Here is a 23,314-nt window from a genome sequence, read left to right on the forward strand (position 1 = left end):
TAATGGTTTATGAAATTCAGAAGACTTTTTTACTTCCTGATGCTACTCTTTTAGAAAAATTACAAAAAGATGGAATTGTTTTTGAAATTTATGAAATTGAAACATTCTATACTAAGATAACATATTTTTATGATGTAAAATTTCAAAATTTAAATGGAAATTTTTATAAAATAACTCGACTCAATAACCCGATTTTAGAGCAAAATCAAGAAGAAAAGATTTCTAAAAAGGATTATGAAAAAGCCCGTAAAAAACTCATAGAAAAAAGCATCAAGAAAAAACGCTATGAATTTAAACTTTGTTCTTTTAAAAGCTTTATTGATGTATATGAAGATCTTAATCTATATGTTTTAAAGGTTTTTTTTCCGACTTTAGAGATAGCAAATCTTTTTATACTGCCTAAAGAATTTAGAATTCAAAGAGAGCTTTGTGGAGTTTTGGATTCTAAAAATATAATACTTTATGGTTTTAATAATTTAGAGATAGACATAGAAAAATGTTTTAAAATTATAGAAAAAAATCAAAACTTTACCCTAGATTTTCCAAGTTCTATTTTAGCTTTTGATGGATATAGAATTTCCTTATTTTATCTATTTAGAAAATTAAAATTATATTGGAATTTAGCTTTAGAAAACCGACAAAGAGAGGTTTTTTGTGAATTTTTTTCTTATGCGAGAAAGATTTGCATTATCTTAATGAGTACAGAAGAAATTTTTGATGAGGAGTTAAATAAAAATTTAGCTCTTAGATTCAAAGACTTAGTGAAAAAATCTCATTGTATTTTGGCAAATAATGAACTAGGTGAAAATCTACTTTTATTTTTAAGTGGCGAAGAATTGCAAAATTTATTGAGTGATTTTGATTTTTTTATCAAAGAAGATTCATTCTATAAGAGCGAGCAAGAAAAATATTTTTTTAAGCAAATGATTGCCATGCAGTTAAGAAAAAGACTTGTATTGTTTAAGAAAAATTTATTGAAAAATTTTGAAATCGAAACTTTTGAAGAAAATTTTTTAGGACTCTCAGTTTTTTTAGAATATTTTCATAATTTATATAATTTGAAAATTTTGAGCAAACTATATAATAAATATTTTATTTGCGATCTTGAAAAAAAGACGCTTTTAAAATTAACCAAGAAAAAAGAAAAACTTGGAAAATTAATCCATAAAGCAAGTAAGAAATTGAAAATTTATAAAGGATATTAATGCAAAAGCAAGATAAAATCATAAAAATGTTTAATGAAATAGCTCCGACCTATGATAAGGCTAATAGAATTTTGAGTTTTGGTGTTGATGTAAGTTGGCGTAAATTTGCTTGTAAAAGAGTTTTAAAGCTTTACCAAAAGGATAATTTAAACATAGTTGACGTGGCTTGTGGCACAGGAGATATGATAGAAATTTGGCAAGAAAGTGCGAAAAAATTAAATAAAAATATAGCCCACATCAAAGGTATTGATCCAAGTGAGGGTATGTTAAATATAGCAAAACAAAAATTCCCAAATATCGAATTTATAGAAGCTGGAGCGCAAGAATTGCCTTTGCAAAGTGAAAGTGTTGATATCGTAAGTATAAGCTATGGGATACGCAATGTAGTGGAGAGAGAAAAAGCCTTGAGAGAATTTTCAAGAGTGCTTAAACAAGATGGAATTTTTGTAGTTTTAGAATTTACTAAAAGAGAAAAAGGAGGTTTTGTAGCCTCTTGTAGGGATTTTTATCTTAAAAATATTTTACCAAGCTTGGGAGGAATGATAAGCAAAAATAAAAGTGCATACGAATACTTGCCTAATTCTATAGAAGGTTTTTTAAGTAAAGAGGAATTTATCGCCGAACTTAAACAGGTAGGTTTTGAAATGCTTGAATTTAAAAGTTTTAGTTTCGGCGTAAGTTCTATGTTTATAGCTAAGAAAGTCTAAAATTTAGACTTTCTTATCTTTTTTATTAAAAGGGGTATTAGTATAATTAGCACAGCTCCTATCAGTAAACTTTGAGCTATGATCCCACTCCAAAGTATTGAAAAATCTCCATTGCTGATAGATAAAGCTCTTCTTAGATTGGTTTCTAATTGTTCTCCTAATACAAAACCGAGTATAAGTGGAGCCATTGGAAATTCAAGTTTTCTTAAAAAATAGCCTAAAATACCAATAATTAAGATTAAAATGATATCAAAATCAGTACTATTGATAGAATAAACACCTATAATTGAAACAATTGCTATAATTGGAGCCAAGCTCCACATAGGTATGCTTAAAATTTTTACGAAAATTCCTACCAAGGGCAAATTCATTAAAAGTAAAATTACATTTGCAAATAACAAGGAAGCTATAAGTCCCCACACTATATTTACTTGATCAGTAAACATTGTAGGACCTGGAGTAATATTATAAAGTGTTAATGCGCCCATCATAACCGCAGTTGTTCCTGAACCTGGAAGACCAAGTGTTAACATTGGGATAAAAGAACCACAGGCTGAAGCATTATTAGCTGCTTCAGGGGCTGCCACACCTTTTAAATCTCCTTGGCCGAATTTACCCTTTTCACCGGCTATTTTTTTCTCACTCATATAAGTAATGGCACTAGCTATAGTTGCTCCAGCACCTGGTAAAACTCCTACAAAAAATCCTATAATAGAGGATCTTATAATAGTCCAAAAGCAAAAGAAGAATTCTTTGATATTTACCAAAATCTTACCTGTTTTATTGATGATGTTTTGACTTGTTTGAGTATGCTCTAACATTAGAAAAATTTCACTAACAGAAAAAAGTCCCATTACTAAAACAACAAAAGAAATTCCATCATATAAATGTGGACTATCAAAAGTAAAGCGATAAACACCTGTATTTCCATCTATACCTATAGTGGTTAAAAAAAGTCCTATCAAAGCTGATAGAAAAGATCTTATAGGTTTTTGGGCTAACATACTTCCTAAAGTTGCTAAACCGAAGACAATAAGAGCAAAATATTCAGCAGGACCAAATTTTAACGACCATTGTGCAATAAGTGGAGCAAAAAGTATAATACCGCAAATTGCTATAAATGAACCAATAAAAGAACTAAGAGCTGAGATGCTAAGAGCTTTTCCTGCTTGACCTTTTTTAGCCAAAGGATGTCCATCTAAGGTTGTCATAATAGCTGCTGCATCTCCAGGTATTCCAAGTAGTATGGAAGAAATTCTACCTCCATATTCACAACCCATATAAACCGTTGCAAGTAAAATAATTGCGGATTCTGCAGGTAAATTCATTGCAAAAGCTAGAGGAAGTAAAATGGCTACTCCATTAATGGGTCCAAGTCCTGGAAGCATACCTACAATAGTACCTATAAAACAACCGATTAAGGCTATAAGAATATTATAAGGATCTAAGGCTATGCTAAATCCTTGCATTAAATACATCCAAGTATCCATAAATTTCCTTTAATTAAAAATTATCAAATATAAAACCAAATGGCAAAGTAATTTGCAATAAAGTATTAAAGAGATAGTATAAAATAATACTACTTGAGATAGAAAAAACAATAGCTTTAATTAAAGTTGCCCCAAAAAGTAAAGTTATTGTAAAAATTAAAAAGATTGTGCAAATTATAAAGCCTAAAAACTCAAAAAAAAGCGCATAAATTAAAAAAGCTAAAGTTAAAACGATGAGCTTTTTCCAAAGGATAAAATCACCCCATTTAACCTTAGTATCTTCAGAGAAAAAAACAAGAAATATAGAACAAAGGGCGATTAAAATTAAAGTACCTACTGGAAAAGGACGCGGTCCTAAGGGCTCATAATTAAAATCTGAATGTATATTCCACCCTATGTAAATTCCAATTAAACTTATAACCAATAAAATTCCAGCGACAATTCTTATACTTGACATGATTTTACTTTATAAGATCGAATTCTTTGGCTAAAATTCTGTATTGATCAGTTTGTTTTTTGACAAAATCTTCTAACTCTTTACCTTTTTTATCGAATTCAAATAGAGATCTTTGTTTTAATTGATCTTTATATTCTTGGGTTTGTTGAAATTTATCAAATGCATCAAGCCACCAATTATAAGCTTCGTCTGAAACTTTTGCCCCCATATAGTAAGCTCTAATTACTGGCCATTCTACCTCATAACCCAATTCTTTAGCGGTTGGAATATTTGCTAAAGTGCCCGGAAGTCTCTTTGGGGAAAAGATAGCCAATACTCTAATAGTTCCTGTTTCGATTTGAGGTACAAGTTCAGCTATGCCTGCGCTAATCACATCAATATGATTTCCTAAAAGAGAAGTTAAAGCATCTCCTCCTCCTTCAAAAGCCACATAGCGTATCTTTTTTACATCGATATTAATAGTTTTTGCAAGTAATGCTGTTTGCATCCAGTCTTGTCCTCCTATTGAACCTCCCGCACCTATACTAATAGAATTTGGGTCTTTATGCAAGGCATTTATTAGATCTTCTAAATTTTTATAAGGAGAGTCTGATTTGACGGCTATCATTCCGTAATCTACACCCGCTGAAGCAAGCCATTTGACATTATTTTCATTATATTTTCCATGTTTTCCTGTGGCTATATTCAGTAATGTCCCACTTGAAAAAGCTACAACAACATTACCATCTTTAGATCTATTATTAACCATAGTGTTATAAGCTACAACACCTACTCCTCCGGGCATATAGGTAACTCTCATAGGAGTTGAAATAATGTTAGCTTTAAGCATACCTACTTGAATTAGCTTACATGTTAGATCAAAACCGCCTCCAGGTTGAGCTGGGGCAATACACTCGGGACGGTTAGGTTCTTTAGCAAAAGTTAACGAAAAACCAAAAATCAAAACAGAACAAAAAATTTTTAATTTCATGATAAAATCCTTTAATTTTTAAGTTTGAAATATATAAGTATTATATATAATCTTTTTTATAAAATTTACTATTTTTATAAGATAAAGATTAAAATTCTTAAAAAAATGTAACTTTATTATACAAAATATAGTTAAATTGATACTTTTTGCAATACTTTATATATGGAAAATCATGAAAGTAAGCGAATTAAATTTAAAAGCCAAGGCTTTATTGGAAACACATCTTAATGATATTGTTTTAAGCGGAGAGCTTTCAAAAATCACCATGCACGGATCAGGACATTGGTATTTTGATCTAAAAGATGAAAAATCAAGTATAGCTTGTGCTATGTTTAAAGGAGCTAATTTAAAAGTCGGGTTTAAACCAGCGGTGGGGGATTTTTTAGAGCTTGTTGGAAGTGTGAGTTTGTATGCTGAAAGTGGGCGTTATCAATTTATTGCAAGTAGCATGAAAAAAGCGGGAATGGGAGATTTAGAGGCTCAATTTCTAGCATTAAAAGAGCGCTTGCAAAAAGAAGGATTGTTTAATAGTGAGTATAAAAAAACCTTGCCTCAATTCCCTAAAAAAATCGGAATCATCACTTCAAAGACTTCAGCGGCCTTGCAAGATATGTTAAAACTTATCAATCAAAAAGAATATTTTCTAGCTAAAATTTATGTTTTTAACGCACTTACGCAAGGAAGTGGCGCAGCTTATTCTTTGATTCAAGCTTTAAAAAAAGCTGATGAGATAGGATTAGATGTTATCATTATCGCTAGAGGGGGTGGTAGCAGAGAGGATCTTTTTTGTTTTAATGACGAGGGCTTAGCAAGGGAAATTTTTAAAGCTAAAACACCCATTATTTCGGCAATTGGTCATGAGATTGATTATGTGATCAGTGATTTTGTAGCTGATTTTAGAGCACCCACTCCATCGGCTGCTATTGATACTTTGCTTTATTCTAGACTTGATTTAGAACAAGGACTTGATCTTTTGGAAGAAAAATTGACAAAGCTTTGGGAAAGTAAATTAGAATATTGTGAAAATTTACTCAGCAATCTACACAAATTTTTTAAAGCAAAATCTTTAGAAACTATGATAGAGGTAAAAGAAAAACAGCTTGCATTTTTGCTTAAGCAAGCAAAAATCATAATAGAAAGCAAAATTCAAAAAGCTGAATTAGAACTGCAAAAACTCCAAAATGCTTTTTTTCAGCATGAAAATTTTTTTAAAAAAAGCAAAAACCTAATTTCCATTAAAAAAAATGGTAAAATAGCAAATTTAGAAGAGCTAAAAAGTGAAGATATCATCACTTTGAGTTCTCAAACTTTACAAAAAGAAGCAAAAATTCTATAAGGAAAAATAATGAGAAAAATTAATTTTAGCGCAGGTCCATCTACTTTACCTTTGGAGCTTTTAGAATATGCCAAAAATGAGCTTTGTGATTATCAGGGCAAGGGCTATTCTATCATGGAAATTTCTCACCGTTCAAAGGTATTTGAAGAAGTGCATTTTGGAGCAATGCAAAAAGCAAAAGAACTTTATGGTTTAAATGATGACTATGAGGTTTTATTTTTGCAAGGTGGTGCGAGTTTGCAATTTGCTATGATACCTATGAATTTATCTTTAGGCGGGGTTTGTGAGTATGCAAATACAGGAGTTTGGACTCAAAAAGCTATAAAAGAAGCTCAAATTTTAGGGGTAAATGTCAAGGTTGTTGCTAGTAGTGAAGAAAGTAAGTTTGATCATATACCTCAAGTTGAGTTTAGTGATAATGCCAATTATGCCTATATTTGCTCAAATAATACTATTTATGGCACACAATTTAAAAACTATCCTAAAACCAAAGCCCCTTTAATCGTGGATGCTTCGAGTGATTTTTTCTCAAGAAAAGTTGATTTTTCAAATATTGCGCTTTTTTATGGCGGAGTACAAAAAAATGCAGGAATTTCGGGCATCAGCTGTCTTTTTATACGCAAAGATATGCTAGAAAGATCTCAAAATAAAAACTTGCCAAGTATGTTAAAATACTCCATACATGCACAAAATCAATCTTTGTTTAATACTCCTCCGACTTTTGCAATTTATATGTTTAATCTTGAAATGAAATGGCTTTTAGATCAAGGTGGACTAGATGCTATCGATGCTAAAAATTCTCAAAAAGCTGCGATGCTTTATGAGTGTATTGATTCAAGTGAAGGATTTTACAAGGGACATGCTGATAAAAAAGATAGATCCTTGATGAATGTAAGCTTTAATATCGCTAAAAATTCAGAACTTGAACCAATATTTGTAAAAGAAGCTGAAGAAGTGGGTATGCTAGGACTTAAAGGTCATAGAATTTTAGGAGGAATTCGCGCAAGTATTTATAATGCTGTTACTTTAGATCAGGTTAAAACCCTGTGTGAATTTATGAAAGAATTTGCTAAAAAATATAACTAAACTAATCCTTCTGCCACTTTGCATAAAATTCACTCAAAGGTGGCAGAAAATTTACTCAAGTTTTAAATAAAAAATCCCAAAAAAGTAAAAATAGAAATATGTAAATTTTCAAAATAAATTTAATCCAATAAAATATCTAGTATTAAGATATAGAAAGTTTAATTAGATTTGGTTCAAATCTTTTTTAAGGTAAATTTTACACAGTGTTAAAATGTAAATTTAAGGTTTTAGGAGAAATTCTCACCACCAAATTTAAGCAAGGCAGAACCCCAAGTAAAACCACCGCCAAAAGCATCAAGCAGGATCAAATTCCCTTTTTTAAGACGACCCTCTTCATAGGCATCATTCATCGCCATAGGGATAGAAGCAGCTGAGGTATTGCCATATTTGTGCACAGTTACAACGCATTTTTCATCGCTTAAATTCAGTCTTTCTTGCACAGCTTTAATAATGCGTAAATTTGCTTGGTGTGGGATAAAAAGATCAATTTGTTCAGGCAAAATTTGATTTTTAGATAAAATTTCAACGACATCATTGCTTAAAGTTTGCACCGCTATTTTAAAGACTTCATTACCTTTCATTTTCATTGCTAGGCTTGAAGCTTCTTTTGATTCTTGAGAGCGTTCTGTCATTAGTAAATCACCATAATTTCCATTGCTTGCTGTATGTACATCGATTATAGGATTATTCTCATCAAGACTTACTACTCCAGCACCTGCACCATCGCCAAAAAGTATACAAATACTCCTATCGGTATAATCCATGATAGAGCTTGCCTTTTCGGCTCCTATGATTAAAACATTTTTTTTCAAACCACTTTCTACAAGAGCCTTAGCTTGCTCTAAAAGATAGATAAAACCTGAGCAGGCTGCTGAAATATCAAAGGCACTGATTCCATTAAGTCCTAAATTTGCTGCGATTTTACAAGCAGTTGAAGGCATGGTAAAATAATCAGGGCTTAAGGTAGCTACTAGTATCGCATCAATATCTTGTGGTTTTAAATTCGCTCTTTCTATAGCTTTTATAGCTGCTTTGGTGCCTAAATCACTTGTGCTTTCATCTTTGCTTGCAATGCGTCTTTCTTTTATACCTGTGCGTCTTGTGATCCACTCATCTGTTGTATCAATAATCTTTTCAAGATCGTGATTACTTAAAATTTGTTCAGGTATATAAGAAGCTATACTTTTTAAACTCGCTTTAGGCATTGTATTTCTCAAGCTCCTTTTCTATTATTTGATTGATATTTGATTCACTAAAGTTAATAGCCTGAAAAATAGCATTTTTGATTGCTCTAGCATCGCTTTTTCCATGACTTATAATAACGCAGCCGTTGACACCAAGCAGTGGGGCGCCACCATATTCTTGCCAATCAATATGTTTTTTAAGTCTTTTAAATGAAGGTTTCATTAGCAATGCGCCTATTTTTGATATCAAAGATTGCTTGATTTCATTTTTTAAAATGTGGATAATTGCTGTAGCTACGCCTTCACAGGCTTTTAGGATTACGTTGCCATCAAATCCATCACAAACTAAGACATCAACTTCACCATTAAAAATATCTCTACCTTCAGCATTTCCAACAAAACTAGGAATTTGTTTCATAAGCTGATGAGCCTCTTTAGTAAGTTCATTGCCTTTACACTCTTCTTCGCCATTAGACAATAAAGCCAGGCGAGGTTTTGAAATTTTCATAATTTCTTTTGCATAAGCATCGCCCATTATAGCAAATTGAAATAAATTTTCGGCTTTACAGTCGGTATTTGCACCCACATCTAAAAACAAAGTTTTACTTGTAGTATTTGGCATTAAGGTTGCAATTGCGGGCCGTAATACTCCTTTGAGTCTGCCTAATCTTAAAGTTGCTAAAGACATACTTGCACCACTATGTCCTGCTGAAACAGCGGCTTTTGCTTTTCCATTTTTGACAAGTTCGATGGTTTTATAAATCGTAGTTTCTTTTCTTTTTAGGGCATCTGTTGCATTTTCATTCATAGAGAAAACTTCATTGGCATTCTCATATTGAATGTATTGTTCTAAATTTTTAGGTATTAGAGGTCTTAAAATATTGGGATTTCCCACTAAGATAGCATTAAAAGGCCTTTCTTTTAAAGCCTCGATAACGCCTTCTATAATGGGCTTTTCTCCAAAATCTCCGCCCATTGCATCTATAGCAATGTCAATCATTGATTTTAGTATTCCTTAGTATTTGGATTTGCACGATGAGGCATTTTGTAGCTTCCATCTTTGTCTTTTATAGGCATAGGAAGACTTACTTTATAGTGAGTTCTGCGTTTTGCTGCACGAGTTTTACTCACTCTTCTCTTAGGTACTGCCATTTTATCTCCTTTTTTAAAATTTGTTAGCTTTTATTTTTGCAATTATTACAATAAAAATAATCACTCAAATAAGCTTCAAGCTCACTAACTGCAACTTCTATTAAATCAATATGACCATCAAAAAATTCAATGGTATTGCTTAATTCATTCGTATTATCTTTAAAAATACCATCACTTGCAAAAAGATCCAAATTTTCTTTTATTTCAAGCTCAAGTTCTTCACCACAGCTATCACAAGGTCTATAAACAAAACCTTGCATTGTGGCATTTATTTTAACAAGTTTAGGATTTACTTTTACTAAATTTCCTTCAAAAACAACATTTTCAAGATTGAGTTTAAAAGGATAGTTAGTATTGTTAATCCTAGAAAAGGCTATTTTCATTAGCAAATTTCGTTAGATTTAAAGAAAAATTCAATTTCAATTTTTGCATTTTGTAAGCTATCGCTTCCATGAACAGCGTTTGCGTCAATGCTTTCAGCAAAATCTGCTCTAATGGTGCCAGGTTGTGCTTCTTTTGGGTTTGTTGCTCCCATTAAATCTCTATTTTTAAGAACAGCACCTTCGCCTTCTAAAACAGAAACCACAACAGGGCCGCTGATCATAAATTCAACCAAATCTTTAAAAAAAGGTCTTTCTTTGTGAACAGCATAAAAAGCTTCAGCTTGTTCTTTGCTAAGTTGAACTTTTTTCATAGCAGCAATTCTTAATCCATTACTTTCGAAACGATCTAAAATTTTACCTATAACACCTTTTTTTACGGCATCAGGTTTGATAATCGATAGGGTTTTTTCCATTTTGATTATACTCCTTGGTTTTTATAAAGCTTAAAATTATACTTGAATTTGTTTAAAAAAAGTTAAAAAGAGGCTAGCTTTTTAACTAGCCTTTGTAGAATTATGCAAAAACTGGGGTAGTTCCATCTCTCATATCGCTACCGATATTATCACGACTTGGTTGCCCTGAAGCAATTTCACTCCATACTATACAGCCATCAGTTGGGCATGCGCTTGCACAAGCTGGTTGATCATTGTGTCCTACACATTCAACACATTTATCCGCATAGACATAATATCTATCTTCACCCTCTGGGTTATTAGCATCATCAACGATAGCACTAACTGGGCATTCATCGATACAAGAACCACAAGCAATACAACTATCTGTAATTTTTACAGCCATTTTGTCTCCTTTTTGATTAATATGAAATTTACTTTTTTCAACTAAGCATTTTATCAAAGTATTCTTAAAAAACTATAATTTTGATAATCAAAAAATATATATATTTGATAATTTTTAGATTTTGATTATCATTTATAATATAATATAGAATATTATAAAAAATATTTTCAAAAATTTATTATCATTTAAAAATCTTTAAAGGATTTAAACGATATAATTTCGCTATCAATAAAATTTATTAATTAGGAGAAAAACATGATAGTTACAAAAAAAGCTTTAGACTTTACTGCTCCAGCAGTATTAGGAAATAACGAAATCGTTGAAGATTTTAATCTTTATAAAAATATAGGCCCAAAAGGTGCGGTAGTATTTTTCTATCCAAAAGATTTTACTTTTGTTTGTCCTTCAGAAATAATTGCTTTTGATAAAAGATATCAAGAATTTAAAAATCGTGGTATTGAAGTAATCGGAATTTCAGGCGACAATGAATTTTCACATTTTGCATGGAAAAACACTCCAGTAAATCAAGGGGGTATTGGTCAAGTTAAATTCCCACTTGTTGCAGATTTAACTAAACAAATTGCTAGAAATTTTGATGTACTTTATGCAGAAGCAGTTGCTCTTCGTGGTTCTTTCTTGCTTGATGCAGATGGAACAGTTCGCCACGCTGTAGTTAATGACTTACCACTTGGAAGAAATATTGATGAAATGATTAGAATGGTAGATACTATGCTTTTCACTAATGAACACGGTGAAGTTTGCCCTGCAGGTTGGAACAAAGGTGATGCTGGTATGAAAGCTAACCCTAAAGGTGTTGCTGAGTATCTTGATAAAAACGAAGATAAACTATAATAACAAGCCCTTAAAAAAGGGCTTTTCTTCTTGATAAAATTTCTTCTCTTAGTTTTAATTAAAATTCATTATTTTTCTATATAATTTTATCTAATTTTACAGACTTAAATTTAGGCTAGTTATGGCAGGTGAAGATCAAGAAAAAACTGAAGAACCCACGTCCAAGAAAATAGAAGACGCAAGAAAAGAAGGCAATGTCCCTAAATCCCAAGACGCAGCAGCTATTGTTACTTTAATAGTTGGTTTTGTGATTACACTTTTTATGATGGGTTTTATTGGCGAAAGAATTACTAATCTATATAGATATTATCAAAGTTTTATTGGTGTTGAATTTGATTTGCGTATTATCCAAGCCATTATGATTAAAAGCATTTTTGAAGTTTTGATTTTGCTAGCACCTATAGTTTTGAGTATTATGATCGCAGGTATTTTAGGTAATGTTATGCAGTTTGGTTTTATTTTTACGACCAAACCTATAATGCCTAATTTAGGAAAAATCAATCCATTAAAAGGCTTAAAAAATTTATTTTCTTTAAAAAAGCTTGTCGAGAGTGTTAAGATCGTGCTTAAGGTAGGCGTAGTATTTACTGTAGCTTTTATAGTGCTTTTAAAATTTATGCAAGAATTACCTTTGGTTGAGCGTTATAATATCATTGGACAACTCATTTGGCTTAGGGATAGGGCTATTATTTTGGCAGCTATTGTAATCATAGCATTTTTAGTGATTGCTGTTTTGGATATTTTTTTGGTGCGTTTTCAGTATTTTAAAGGTTTGCGAATGAGCAAGCAAGAAATTAAAGATGAATACAAGCAAATGGAGGGAGATCCTCAGGTAAAAGGGAGGATTCGTCGCTTACAAATGGAAGCAGCACGCCGCCGTATGGTTCAAGATGTTGCAGGGGCGGATGTGGTTATTACAAACCCGACGCATTATGCTGTAGCGATTCGTTATGATACAACAAAAGAACAAGCTCCTAGAGTTGTGGCTAAAGGAGTAGATTTTTTGGCACTTCGTATAAAACAGGTTGCTTATGATAATAATGTAGTTGTTTATGAAAATCCGCCTTTAGCGAGAGAGCTTTATAAGGCTTGTGATATTAATGATCTTATTCCTAGAGAAATGTTTAAAGCTGTAGCAGAGGTACTTGGATTTGTTTACAATACTAACAATAAAAGTCGTTTAGCAGGACAGGTCAAGAAAAATAACTAAGCAAATAAATTTTATTATTTGCTTTTTTCTATAAGATCAAGCACTGATTGTTTTGCGTCACTATCCTTAATATCTACTTTAAAATAAATTTGCACTCTATTGTTTTCTAAAGCTTGTGGATTTCCATTGATGGGACTATTTAATCCATAGCTTTTAAGGTTTATATTTTTGGTGCTAACTCCGCCTTCTATAAGATATTTTAAAACATTTTCTGCTCTTGTATAGCCTAGATCATAGCTTCTTAAGGCTGAGTCACTATTGTCAGTATAACCTCTGATTTCAATTTCTATTTGAGGAGGTAAGTATGAAATAAGCTGAGCAATGCGTTTAAGATAATCTTGAATATCTGCAGATACTATTTGTGCACTTCCTCTTTCAAATTCAACCTTGGAAGGTAGGTTAAGTATTTCTTGATTTTCGGATTGATCAAGAGCGGCTTGAAGTTTTTTAATAACTTCTTGTTGATTTACGGCCATTTGTTTAAGTTTGCTCAATTCATCTTCTTTTTCTTCTTGAGAACCCTTATATTTATAAGTATCTTGTGTTTCTTGTTGCACGGTTTGGGTTGCAGTATAATCAAAGATTTTTACAAATTCGGTTTTCAGTGCTTCTGCTTTAGCAGGATTAGTTTTAGATATCGCCCAAAGAGCAATAAAAAGCGCCAAAAGCAAACTAAGAAAGTCTGCATAAGGCACAGCCCATTTTTCACCGGCAGGACATTCTGGACATTTGTGTTTTTTAGCCATGATTAACCTTTATCAAATTGTGAAATTCTTGGATCGTCATGACTTAAAAAGTTAAAAAGTTTTGCTTCTAAGTCTCTAGGATTAGCTCCTTCTGCTATACCCTTAATTGCTTCTGTTATAACAATTTGTTCTTTTACAAGATCCATACCATTAGCCTTCATCTTTCTTCCCCAAGGAGCAAAAAGTGCATATGCACCGAAAATACCTGTAACCGTAGCCGTAAAAGCACCTGAAATACCTGCTGCCATTGCTTGAGGATTATCTAGAAGTTTCAGTGCTAAAATCAACCCAAAAACCGCTCCAACAAGTCCCATAGTAGGACAAGTTTCACCAAAGATTATCCAGTATTCTGCACATTCTTTATAGTGTTCTTCAAGTTGTTCGGTTTGAATTTCCATACTTTCATGAATTTCTTCAAAACTTTTTCCATCTACTAGCATCATCATAGCATTTCTTAAAAATTCATTTTCAATTTCATTTGTTCTTGATTCTAAAGCCAAAAGACCATCTCGGCGTGCAATAATTGCGAATTCGATAAGCTGAGCTATTCTTTCAGGTAGATTTACACCTGAACCTTTAAAAACGATTTTAAGTTCTTTATAGGCTGCTTTTACAATTTTTTTATGAGTTGAAGTCATGGCACAAAAAGCTGCCGTTGGCATAACGATTAGAAAAGAAGAAAGGTGGATAACATGCAGAGGATTTCCTCCCTCGAGTATATCTCCTACTGAGATACTAGTTACTGCAAGAACCATTCCTAATATGGTTGAAAGATCCATTAAATCACTCCTTGATTATTTTAAATCGCCCCATTTTTTGGCGATACTTGAGCTTGTTTTTAATTTTACCTTTAATTTTACTATATTTTCCATAATATCACTAGTTTTTTTCACAAAATTTTCACATAATTCATCTTTAACTTCAAAGATAAGTTCATCGTGAATTTGCAAGATAAGCCTTTTATCTTGATCTAAAATTTTAGCAATTTCTAGCATGGCAAATTTTATAATATCTGCAGCTGATCCTTGTAAAATCGAATTTATACTTTCTCTTTCATACATAGCCACTTGCATGGGCTTAGCATTTTCAAAGTCAAAATAGCGTTTGCGTCCGCTTAAGGTGCTAATAAAACCATTAGCCTTGGCTTCATTTTTTACTTTTTCGAAATAACTTTTAATGCTAGTAAAATTTTCAAAATATTTTTCTATATAGGTTTTAGCTAAGTTGGCTTCAATTTTTAGATTTTTGCTTAAGGTTTTATAACCCATACCATAAATCAAGCCAAAATTAATACTTTTTGCTATACTTCTTGTTTCATAATTACTCTCGCCAAATATCATTATAGCGGTTCTTGCATGTATATCCTCATCGTTTTTAAAAGCATTTAAAAGTTTTTCATCTTCGCTAAAGTGCGCTAGCATTCTAAGTTCGATTTGAGAATAATCAAGGCTGATAAAACTAAATCCCTCTTTGGCTACAAAGCAAGATTTGTAATCTTTTGCATATTGTCCATGCGCGGGGATATTTTGTAAATTGGGATCCTTAGATGAAAGACGGCCTGTAGCAGTACCTGTTTGTAAAAAGCTCGAATAAATTCTTGAATTTTCATCTTTTAAGGCAAGTTTTAACAAAGGCTCGCAATAAGTCGAATAAAGCTTGGCCAGTTCTCTATAATCTAAAATTTTAGAAATAGCAGGATGTTTATCGAGAAGTTCATTTAAGACTTTTTCATCGGTAGAATACCCTGTCTTACCTTTTTTTCCACTTGGAAGCTTGAGTTTTTCAAAAAGTATATCGCCTACTTGTTTTGGGGAATTAAGATTGAATCTATCTTCACATAAAGCATAGATTTCTTCGCTTAAAATTTTAATTTCAGATTCAAATTTTTTCATGAGAATTTCAAGAGCATGCGTATCGAGTTTTATGCCATTTTCTTCCATCATTATAATAATTTTAATAAAATCAAATTCATAATTTTTAGCAAGATCAAGCAAATGAGGTTCAAGATTTTTTAAAAAATAAAGATAAAATCTTAAAGTGATATAAGCATCTTCAGCTGCATACTTGCAAGCTTTTTCAAGTTCTACGCTTGCAAAATTTTCTCCTTTTTTTACAAGACTTTCAAAATGTAAGGTTTCATAATTAAAAAGTCTTAGAGCCAAATCATCCATATTGACTCTTAAGGAAGGATTTTTAAGCCATGCTAAAATCATAGTATCGGCATATTTTTGCGGCAAAGAGAGTTTAAAATTATTTTCTATGATTTTAAAATCATATTTAAGATTATGCCCTATGATAAAATGCTTAAAAATAAGCTCTATAGCTTTTTTAGCGCTTTGTAATGATACTTGTTTGCTTACACCTAAATAATTATGAGTAAGAGGTACATAAAAGGCTTCATTTTCACTCATACAAAAACTAAATCCTACAATTTTTGCTTCTTTGGTATCAATGCTTGTGGTTTCAGTATCAAAAGCTATGATACTTTCTTGTTCAAGAGAATTTAAAATTTCAAAGAGTTTGTCTTCATCTTGGATAAGAGTGGCTTTAAAGCCTAAATTTTTATCTCTATTGTCAGGGTTTTGGCGAAGTTTTTTAAGCAAGACATTGAGTTCATAATGCTCTAAAATTTCAAGAACTTTTAAAAGAGGCTCATCTTGAGGAAAATCAGCTTTTTCTAGCAAGTTGCTTACTTCTAAATCCTCATACAAAGAAGCAAGTTTTTTACTAAGAAAAGCATTTTCTTTGCCTTCTAGAAGCAATTTACGACTTCTTTCATTGCGCACCAAAGTCAAATTTTCATAAATGCCTTCAATACTCCCAAATTCATCAAGCAATGTTTTAGCACCTTTTGCTCCTATGCCTTTAACTCCTGGGATATTATCCGAGCTATCTCCACATAAGGCTAAAAAATCTTTAATTTGATAAGGTTTGACACCGTATTTCTCAAAGCAAGCTTCTTCATCATAGTCATTTTTTGAAATAGGGCTATAAATACTTGTTTTACCATCTTTTATAAGCTGATAAAGATCTTTATCTTGTGTTATAATGCGTACAAAAATATCTTTATCTTTACAAGTTTTAACCACTGAAGCGATGATATCATCTGCCTCATAACCCTCGTAAGAGGCACTCATAAAGCCCATTTTTTCTATCATTTCTATACAGATTGGAATTTGTTCTAAAAGTTCGGGTGGGGGTGGGGTGCGATTTTTTTTATAATTTGGATCAATATCGCTACGAAATGTCTTACCCTTAGAATCTAGTGCAAAAATAATATAATCGCTTTTGTATTCGTTTTTAAGACTATAGATAAAATTAGCAAAACCGCTAATCATTCCACTGGCTTGCCCTTGAGAATTTTTAAATCCTTTGAGTGCATAATAAAGACGAAAAAAGAAGCCAAAAGTATCGATAATAGTTAAAGTTTTCATGGTTGTCTTTCTTAGTGGGTTTTAAATTATTATCCCAAAATTCACTTTAAAGATTGATGATTTTTATAAAGAATTAGCGATAAAAATTATAAAAATATAGCGGCTTAATTTGCCAAGACTTATGAAAAAACAAGCTTTGATGAAAGGGTATTTTGCAAAACCAAGGCCTAAAGCAAAGATATCGCCTATTAAGGGTAAAAAGGTTAAAAAAGCATAAAGACTTCCAAATTTAGTAAAATTTGCATTGAATTTATCAAGCTTTTTTAAAGATTTGGAAAAATATTTTTCTAAAATTTTTTCTTTGCCAAGATAGGCTAGAGCATAGGTGCTTAAGCTTCCTAGGGTATTGCCTAAAGTAGCTATAAATAAAACCAAATGAGCATTAAAATCAAGTTTTATAAAAGCTACAACAAAGGCTTCACTTGCAAGAGGTAAAAGCGTGCTTGAAAGAAAACATACGATAAAAAACCCTAAATAATTGATATCATTGTATAAAAAATCAAACATTAAAACTCTTTTTACGCATTAAAATCAATAAAATAAAAAGATAAATAGGCAAAACAAAAGGCGTGGTAAAATCCATAAATTTAAATTCTGTTAAAATTGTACACAAACAAGCATATACAAAAAAGATTTTAAAAAGGTGACTTTGAAAAAATTTATCTAAAAACAAAAGATAAATTAAACAAACACCAACATCAAGAAATGCCTTGTAATACCAAAAAATACTTTCTTTTTGCTCTATACCTTCAAGTAAATTAGCAATAGTACTTATTACCATAAGCACAAAACAAAAAAAGGAATAAGGTATAAATTTTTCTTTTCTGGAAATATAAAAGAAAAATAAATGCACAAAGAAAAATGATATTATTAATAAAAAAGCTAAAATAGAATGTAAAAAGCGTAAATTTTGCGTTAAATGATAAAGTTTTTGATCGGCTAAATTTAGCATTTCAAAGCTTTGTGGCGGTGTTTCATAAGCACTATAATCAATAATTAAATAATGATTAAAAATAAAAACCAAAGCACTCTGGCTTAGACTTATAAAAATGGTAAATAAAATACTAAATTCAAATATTTTCTTTTTCATTGGATATAAGCTTTAAGTTTGGGATAATTTGATATTTTGGTTTTTACTAAGCGCGAAAGCAAATAGTGCGTAATAAATGGTAAATAATAAGCCTGCAAAGAAAAAAATCATAAAATAAGCGATAATTAAAGCAAGAGAATGCTCACTATAAATTAGAACAAACATAAGTATATAGATAATTATCAAAATCGCACTTTTGAAAATAAAACAAAGTTTAAAATAAATCTTATTTTCACATAAAGTTTTTAAAGTCTTAAAAAATATAAAAGTATAAAAAATGGCTATTGCAAGACATAAAAAAGAAAAGCCATATAGAAAAATACGTAATATCTTATCAACAACAGGACTAGCAATAAGATAATTCAAGCTTAATAAAGCGATAAATTGAGTAAATGCAGCTATAAAAAAACTGATCAATAAAACCTTACTTTGACTTACAAAATAAAGTTTTAAAATCATAATCAAATAAGAAATTAAAAAAATTGCATTAAAAACCATAGCTAAAATATTAGTGTTAGAATTAAATTTCAACAATTTTAAATCATAGGCAAAATCAAGAATAATGGGTAAAAACTGAAAACAAACACAAAGTAAAAAACTTATAAAAACTACCCACGCAAGCTTTTTGATACTTTTAAAATCATTTTGTCTTTGAATTTCAAACATTTGATGAAAGTTTAAATTTGACATTTTTTTCCTTTAAAATTAAACTCGATACAGCTTTTTTAAAGTTTCATACCTATCAAAAGCATAAGCAAAAGTTAAAAAATGTAAAGTAAGAAAGAAAAATAAAAAGCTTAATTTCTCAAAAAATAAAAATGCCAAAAGCATACATAAAAACACAAAATAAAAGGACATTTTCACTTCTTTAAAAAGCAAAGCAAGAGTGAGTGAAAATAAAAAATAAAAAACGAAAAATAAAGCTAAAAGCCCTAAAAATAAAATTTTATTTTCCAAAAGAAAAAAAGATAAGCCAAGGCTTGTAATGGCAAGCAAAAAATAAATTAAAATTTTATTAGAAGAAAATAAAAAATAAATTCTTACCACCATAAAAATAAAAGCAAGAACTATATAAATCCAAGAAAAAAAGCATAAAAATCTACCGCTGATACAAAGAAATTCACAATGTAAACTTCCCACATTTTCATAAGAAAAAAAGTAAAAAAAATTATATAAAGCACAAAAAAATATATAAATACTTAATCTTTTAATCTTAAAAAATGATATTTTTTGTTCCTGTGTCATTTTAACTCTTTGCGTTTTTAAGCTCTAAATCCAAATAATATCCTGTATAAGATTTTGTTTTCTTATGATCTTTTGCGACTTTTTCCACGCTTCCTGTACTAATGATTTTTCCACCCTTTACTCCGCCTTCTGGACCCATATCGATGATATAATCAGCATTTTTAATCACATCTAAATTATGTTCTATCACAAAAACAGAATTTTTAAGATCGACTAAGTGTTGTAAAACTAAAACGAGTTTATTGACATCTTCAAAATGTAGCCCCGTGGTTGGTTCATCAAGTATGTAAAGCGTTTTTCCTGTGTCACTGCGGCTTAATTCTTTTGCAAGTTTTATCCTTTGCGCTTCACCCCCACTTAAAGTCGTTGCATTTTGTCCTAGGGTAAGATAATCAAGTCCGACTTTTACTAAGGTATCAAGTTTTTGTTTGATTTTTGGCACAGCTGCAAAAAATTCACTTGCTTCTAAAACGCTCATATTTAAAATTTCACTGATATTTTTGCCTTTGTATTTAATCTCTAGCGTGGCATCATTATAGCGTTTGCCATGGCAAGTATCGCAAACCACCATTACATCGGGCAAGAAGTGCATTTCTATTTTAATCTCTCCATCGCCACTGCATTTCTCACATCTTCCACCCTTAACATTAAAAGAAAAACGCCCCGCTTTATAGCCTCGCATTTTAGCTTCTTTGGTAGCAGCAAAAAGATTGCGAATTTCATCCATGGCACCTGTATAAGTAGCAGGATTTGATCGCGGGGTTCGTCCTATAGGACTTTGATCAAGATAAATAACCTTATCTAGTTTTTCAAGCCCTTCAATCTGCACCCCACCTAATTTCTTTACTTTTTTGGCGCGGTTTAATTCTTCTTGTGCAAAAGGCAGTAAGGTTTGAAGTATGAGAGAGCTTTTTCCAGATCCTGAAACACCTGTGATCGCGACTAAATTTTGCAAAGGAAAAGAAACGCTTAGATCTTTGATATTATTGATATTTACATTTTTAAGTTCTAGCCATTCTTTTTGCTCTCTGTTTTGAAGCTGTGAAATTTGCTTCTTGCCGTTCATATAAAGTGCGGTTTCACTTTTGCTTTTTAAAAGTTCTTTATAAGTTCCAGCAAATACCACTTCGCCTCCAAATTTTCCTGCTTTTGGGCCAATATCTACGATAAAATCAGCTTCTTCTATAGTCATTTTATCGTGCTCTACAACAATTAGAGTATTGCCTTTTTGTTGTAAATTTCTTAAAGTTTTAATCAGTTTTGCAGTATCTCTTTCATGAAGTCCGATACTAGGTTCATCTAAAACATACATCACCCCACTTAAACCACTGCCAATTTGTGAAGCGATGCGAATTCTTTGTGCCTCACCTCCGCTAATCGTCCTTGCATCGCGTCCTAAAGATAAATAGCCTAGTCCTACATCATATAAAAAGAAAAGTCTTTCGTTGATTTCTTTTAATATGGGTTCAGAGATAAGTCTTTCTTGCTCGCTTAAATAAGAGAAATTTTTCTTATTTGCAAAAAAGCTAGTGCTATCTTCTATACTCATATCTAAAATTTCGCCTAGTCCTTTAGAGGCTACTTTTACGGCTAAACTTTCGGGTCTTAAACGATGACCTGCACAATCTTTGCAAATTTTTTCACTCATGTATTCTGCTAAGTCTTTTTCATCTTTTAGCATTTCATAAGCCATTTTTACCACACCTTCAAAGGTGCGTTTGAGGCGATTTCTTTTCCAAAAAAAGTCAATGGTTTTTGCATTTCCGTATAGCACAAGGCGTTTTTGTTCTTCGCTAAGTTCAGCAAAAGGGAGTTTAATAGGAATTTCATTTTGCTCGCAAAAAGCAATTAAAAATTTATAATAATAGCTTTTGTTAAATCCATACATTATTTTTACCGCGCCATTTTCAAGACTTAGGTTTTCATCGATGATTTTTTTCATATCTAGGGTATAGCGAATTCCAAGTCCATCACAGGCTTCACAAGCCCCTTTTGGAGAGTTAAAAGAAAAACTTAAAGGCTCAAGAGGAACAAAGGAAATTTTACAAGCAAAGCAAGCGGAGTGTTCGCTAAAGTGATAGTGCTTATTAAGTCCTACTTCATCGGGATTTAAGACTTCTATCTCGATTTCTCCAAAGCTTTCTTCCAAACCTTTTTCTATATCGCTTGCAAGGCGAGAAAGTAGATCTTCTTGTATTTCGAGTCTATCAATGACGAGTTTTATCGTATGTTTTTTAGTTTTTGAAAGTTCTATATCTTCATCAAGTCTTACTAAAACCCCATCAATTTGCGCTCTTACATAGCCTTTATTGCGCAAATTTTCAAGTAAATCCGCATAAGTTCCTTTTTTTTCACGTACCAAAGGAGCGTAGATGATGATTTTAGCTCCTTTTGGAAATTTTAAAATTTCTCCTACTATATCGCTTGCACTCATGGATGAGATTTTTTGTCCGCATTGATGGCAATGCTGAATCCCCACTCTTGCATATAAAAGTCTTAAATAATCATAAATTTCAGTGATGGTTCCGACTGTAGAACGCGGATTTTTAGAAGTGGTTTTTTGATCAATCGCAATAGCAGGGGTTAAACCTTCGATTTTATCCACATCGGGTTTGCCTACCTTGTCTAAAAATTGTCTTGCATAAGCACTCAAACTTTCTATATAACGGCGTTGACCTTCGGCATAGAGTGTGCCAAAAGCAAGGGTTGATTTTCCACTACCGCTTAATCCTGTAAAAACAATGAGTTTATTTTTTGGAATTTCAAGATGAATATTTTTAAGATTATTTTCCTTTGCGCCAATGATTTTTATCGTATCATTCATAAGTTTTTCCTAAGCATTAAATAAATTTAATATTTTAACATAAAAATATAAAAATTATGTTTTTAAATTTTTTAGCATTTTAATGGATTAAAATGCTAAAATTCCAAGTTTTCTAAGCAGAGAAAGAGTGGTTGCAAGTATGGATAAAGCATATACGCAAAGTAAAATTTTTCTATGAGCTGAAATATGCATTTTTTCTATGATTTTTATACCTATAAAAACACCTATCATAGAAGCAAAACCTACTAAAACACCTTTGTGGATAACTTCAGCGTCAATTACACCTGAATTTGCAAAAGAGATGATACCAGAGATTGAAGCAAAAATAACAAAAAATAAAGAAAGCGAAACCACTTTTTTGCTATCATAGCCTAAGAAATAAGCTAAAATTGGAGCGATTAAAAGCCCTCCGCCTATACCTAAAGAAATAGCAAAAATTCCCGTAAAAGCTCCCGCTATAAATAAAATTCCATTTTTAACCCATACGCTTTTATGGCTTTTTACAACACTTTCTTTGATGCCAAAGGCATATTTGATAAAAAATACACAACTTACTCCTAAAAATATAGCAGTAAGAGCTACATCGCTTAAGGCTTGTAATAAAATTCCACTAAAGCTTGCCCCTAAAAGACCGCCTAGTCCTATAACAATACCATCTTTGAGATTTAAATTCTTTTTTTTATAATTAATATAAGAACCAAAAATGGCCGCAAAGATCATCTGTAATACAGAAATTCCAATAGCATGATGAGCACTTGCTCCTAAAGCAAACATTGAGGGCACGATAATCATTCCCCCACCTATGCCAAAAAGTCCTGAAGTAATACCTGAAAATATACCTATAAAGATATAAGGCAAATCTGCAAAATTCATACTTTTTCCTAAATTTATATCGTTTGTTGATTAAATAAGGAGTAATTTTATCTTATCAAGCTTATCTTAGTTTTAAAATTTTTTATAATGTTTTACAAGGCTTATTTTGACAAAATATTTTCCACAGAGTTACATGGATTTATTTTTTTGAAAATGAAATAAATATTAAAGGATAATTTTATGTTTTTTTCTCTAAAATTAATAAAAGTCATCATAGTTTAAAAAATGAGGCTTAATTTTTTGAAAGGTAGAAGATGAATAAAAACGATTTT

General features: G+C 31.4%; 24 protein-coding genes. 6 read left to right on the top strand and 18 right to left on the bottom strand.

All coding sequences use genetic code 11. The annotated features are described in order from the left end of the window. The first annotated feature begins 2 nt into the window (after window positions 1-2). The gene (locus BGS43_RS08535; RefSeq protein ID WP_002796789.1) at window positions 3-1,205 is read left to right on the top strand and encodes a hypothetical protein; all 1,203 of its coding nucleotides are present in this window, start codon (window positions 3-5) and stop codon (window positions 1,203-1,205) included. Beyond that, complete coding sequence (gene ubiE, locus BGS43_RS08540) at window positions 1,205-1,912, top strand: bifunctional demethylmenaquinone methyltransferase/2-methoxy-6-polyprenyl-1,4-benzoquinol methylase UbiE (RefSeq protein WP_002778189.1); 708 nt, start codon at window positions 1,205-1,207, stop codon at window positions 1,910-1,912. The genes BGS43_RS08535 and ubiE overlap by 1 nt, the downstream gene beginning before the upstream one ends. Here ubiE and BGS43_RS08545 read toward each other — a convergent pair. The 3 genes from BGS43_RS08545 to BGS43_RS08555 are packed head-to-tail and all read right to left on the bottom strand — an operon-like array spanning window position 1,909 to window position 4,829. Beyond that, window positions 1,909-3,402, bottom strand: a complete 1,494-nt coding sequence (locus BGS43_RS08545; protein WP_002778191.1) for a tripartite tricarboxylate transporter permease — start codon at window positions 3,400-3,402, stop codon at window positions 1,909-1,911. The genes ubiE and BGS43_RS08545 overlap by 4 nt on opposite strands. Before the next feature lie 13 nt (window positions 3,403-3,415). After that, complete coding sequence (locus BGS43_RS08550; RefSeq protein ID WP_002778194.1) at window positions 3,416-3,859, bottom strand: tripartite tricarboxylate transporter TctB family protein; 444 nt, start codon at window positions 3,857-3,859, stop codon at window positions 3,416-3,418. A gap of 4 nt (window positions 3,860-3,863) precedes the next feature. Next, the gene (locus BGS43_RS08555; RefSeq protein WP_002787974.1) at window positions 3,864-4,829 is read right to left on the bottom strand and encodes a Bug family tripartite tricarboxylate transporter substrate binding protein; all 966 of its coding nucleotides are present in this window, start codon (window positions 4,827-4,829) and stop codon (window positions 3,864-3,866) included. A 172-nt stretch (window positions 4,830-5,001) separates the two neighbouring features. On the opposite strand from BGS43_RS08555, the gene xseA reads away from it, so the two are divergent. Next, window positions 5,002-6,165, top strand: a complete 1,164-nt coding sequence (gene xseA, locus BGS43_RS08560) for an exodeoxyribonuclease VII large subunit (RefSeq protein ID WP_096569437.1) — start codon at window positions 5,002-5,004, stop codon at window positions 6,163-6,165. Window positions 6,166-6,174: 9 nt separating this feature from the next. Next, entirely contained in the window at window positions 6,175-7,251 is a 1,077-nt protein-coding gene (gene serC / locus BGS43_RS08565) for a phosphoserine transaminase (protein WP_096569441.1), read from the top strand. Window positions 7,252-7,478: 227 nt separating this feature from the next. Here serC and BGS43_RS08570 read toward each other — a convergent pair whose 3' ends face one another. From BGS43_RS08570 to BGS43_RS08595, 6 genes are all read right to left on the bottom strand, one after another. Further along, entirely contained in the window at window positions 7,479-8,456 is a 978-nt protein-coding gene (locus tag BGS43_RS08570; protein WP_002778202.1) for a beta-ketoacyl-ACP synthase III, read from the bottom strand. Beyond that, window positions 8,449-9,435, bottom strand: a complete 987-nt coding sequence (plsX, locus tag BGS43_RS08575) for a phosphate acyltransferase PlsX (protein WP_002786211.1) — start codon at window positions 9,433-9,435, stop codon at window positions 8,449-8,451. The genes BGS43_RS08570 and plsX overlap by 8 nt, the downstream gene beginning before the upstream one ends. A 5-nt stretch (window positions 9,436-9,440) precedes the next feature. After that, a complete protein-coding gene (rpmF, locus tag BGS43_RS08580; protein ID WP_002778205.1) occupies window positions 9,441-9,587 on the bottom strand; it encodes a 50S ribosomal protein L32 in 147 nt (48 codons plus the stop codon). 23 nt (window positions 9,588-9,610) lie between these two features. Beyond that, window positions 9,611-9,970, bottom strand: a complete 360-nt coding sequence (locus BGS43_RS08585) for a hypothetical protein (RefSeq protein WP_002778207.1) — start codon at window positions 9,968-9,970, stop codon at window positions 9,611-9,613. Continuing rightward, on the bottom strand, window positions 9,970-10,383 hold the full coding sequence (gene ndk / locus BGS43_RS08590) for a nucleoside-diphosphate kinase (RefSeq protein WP_096569443.1): 414 nt from the start codon (window positions 10,381-10,383) through the stop codon (window positions 9,970-9,972). Before ndk ends, BGS43_RS08585 begins: the two co-directional genes overlap by 1 nt. A 100-nt stretch (window positions 10,384-10,483) precedes the next feature. Continuing rightward, window positions 10,484-10,768, bottom strand: a complete 285-nt coding sequence (locus BGS43_RS08595; RefSeq protein ID WP_002778210.1) for a DUF362 domain-containing protein — start codon at window positions 10,766-10,768, stop codon at window positions 10,484-10,486. Between the two features lie 255 nt (window positions 10,769-11,023). Between BGS43_RS08595 and BGS43_RS08600 the strand changes: the two genes are divergently transcribed. Beyond that, window positions 11,024-11,620, top strand: coding sequence for a peroxiredoxin (locus BGS43_RS08600; RefSeq protein WP_002778213.1), 597 nt, complete (start codon window positions 11,024-11,026; stop codon window positions 11,618-11,620). 121 nt (window positions 11,621-11,741) lie between these two features. Beyond that, a complete protein-coding gene (flhB, locus tag BGS43_RS08605; RefSeq protein WP_002778215.1) occupies window positions 11,742-12,830 on the top strand; it encodes a flagellar biosynthesis protein FlhB in 1,089 nt (362 codons plus the stop codon). A gap of 14 nt (window positions 12,831-12,844) precedes the next feature. On the opposite strand, the gene motB is transcribed toward flhB, so the two are convergent. The 9 genes from motB to BGS43_RS08650 all read right to left on the bottom strand — a co-directional run bounded on the left by motB (window position 12,845) and on the right by BGS43_RS08650 (window position 23,042). Continuing rightward, on the bottom strand, window positions 12,845-13,576 hold the full coding sequence (motB, locus tag BGS43_RS08610) for a flagellar motor protein MotB (RefSeq protein WP_025398707.1): 732 nt from the start codon (window positions 13,574-13,576) through the stop codon (window positions 12,845-12,847). 2 nt (window positions 13,577-13,578) lie between these two features. Next, the gene (gene motA, locus BGS43_RS08615; RefSeq protein WP_002778220.1) at window positions 13,579-14,355 is read right to left on the bottom strand and encodes a flagellar motor stator protein MotA; all 777 of its coding nucleotides are present in this window, start codon (window positions 14,353-14,355) and stop codon (window positions 13,579-13,581) included. A gap of 15 nt (window positions 14,356-14,370) precedes the next feature. Then, on the bottom strand, window positions 14,371-17,010 hold the full coding sequence (gene polA / locus BGS43_RS08620) for a DNA polymerase I (protein WP_025398708.1): 2,640 nt from the start codon (window positions 17,008-17,010) through the stop codon (window positions 14,371-14,373). Window positions 17,011-17,073: 63 nt separating this feature from the next. Then, entirely contained in the window at window positions 17,074-17,517 is a 444-nt protein-coding gene (locus BGS43_RS08625) for a YqaA family protein (RefSeq protein WP_057040453.1), read from the bottom strand. After that, window positions 17,510-18,100: a hypothetical protein gene (locus BGS43_RS08630; RefSeq protein ID WP_002824730.1), complete on the bottom strand. Its 591-nt coding sequence runs from the start codon at window positions 18,098-18,100 to the stop codon at window positions 17,510-17,512. The genes BGS43_RS08625 and BGS43_RS08630 overlap by 8 nt, the downstream gene beginning before the upstream one ends. A 12-nt stretch (window positions 18,101-18,112) precedes the next feature. Continuing rightward, window positions 18,113-18,790, bottom strand: a complete 678-nt coding sequence (locus BGS43_RS08635) for a hypothetical protein (protein WP_096569446.1) — start codon at window positions 18,788-18,790, stop codon at window positions 18,113-18,115. 15 nt (window positions 18,791-18,805) lie between these two features. Further along, window positions 18,806-19,345 (bottom strand): hypothetical protein, encoded by a 540-nt coding sequence (locus BGS43_RS08640; RefSeq protein ID WP_002824732.1) that lies wholly within the window; start codon window positions 19,343-19,345, stop codon window positions 18,806-18,808. Window position 19,346: 1 nt separating this feature from the next. Continuing rightward, window positions 19,347-22,169: an excinuclease ABC subunit UvrA gene (gene uvrA / locus BGS43_RS08645; RefSeq protein WP_096569449.1), complete on the bottom strand. Its 2,823-nt coding sequence runs from the start codon at window positions 22,167-22,169 to the stop codon at window positions 19,347-19,349. 87 nt (window positions 22,170-22,256) lie between these two features. Then, window positions 22,257-23,042, bottom strand: a complete 786-nt coding sequence (locus BGS43_RS08650; RefSeq protein ID WP_002787518.1) for a sulfite exporter TauE/SafE family protein — start codon at window positions 23,040-23,042, stop codon at window positions 22,257-22,259. Between the last annotated feature and the right edge of the window lie 272 nt (window positions 23,043-23,314).

Source organism: Campylobacter sp. 110 (genome assembly GCF_002383965.1).
Classification (GTDB): domain Bacteria; phylum Campylobacterota; class Campylobacteria; order Campylobacterales; family Campylobacteraceae; genus Campylobacter_D; species Campylobacter_D coli.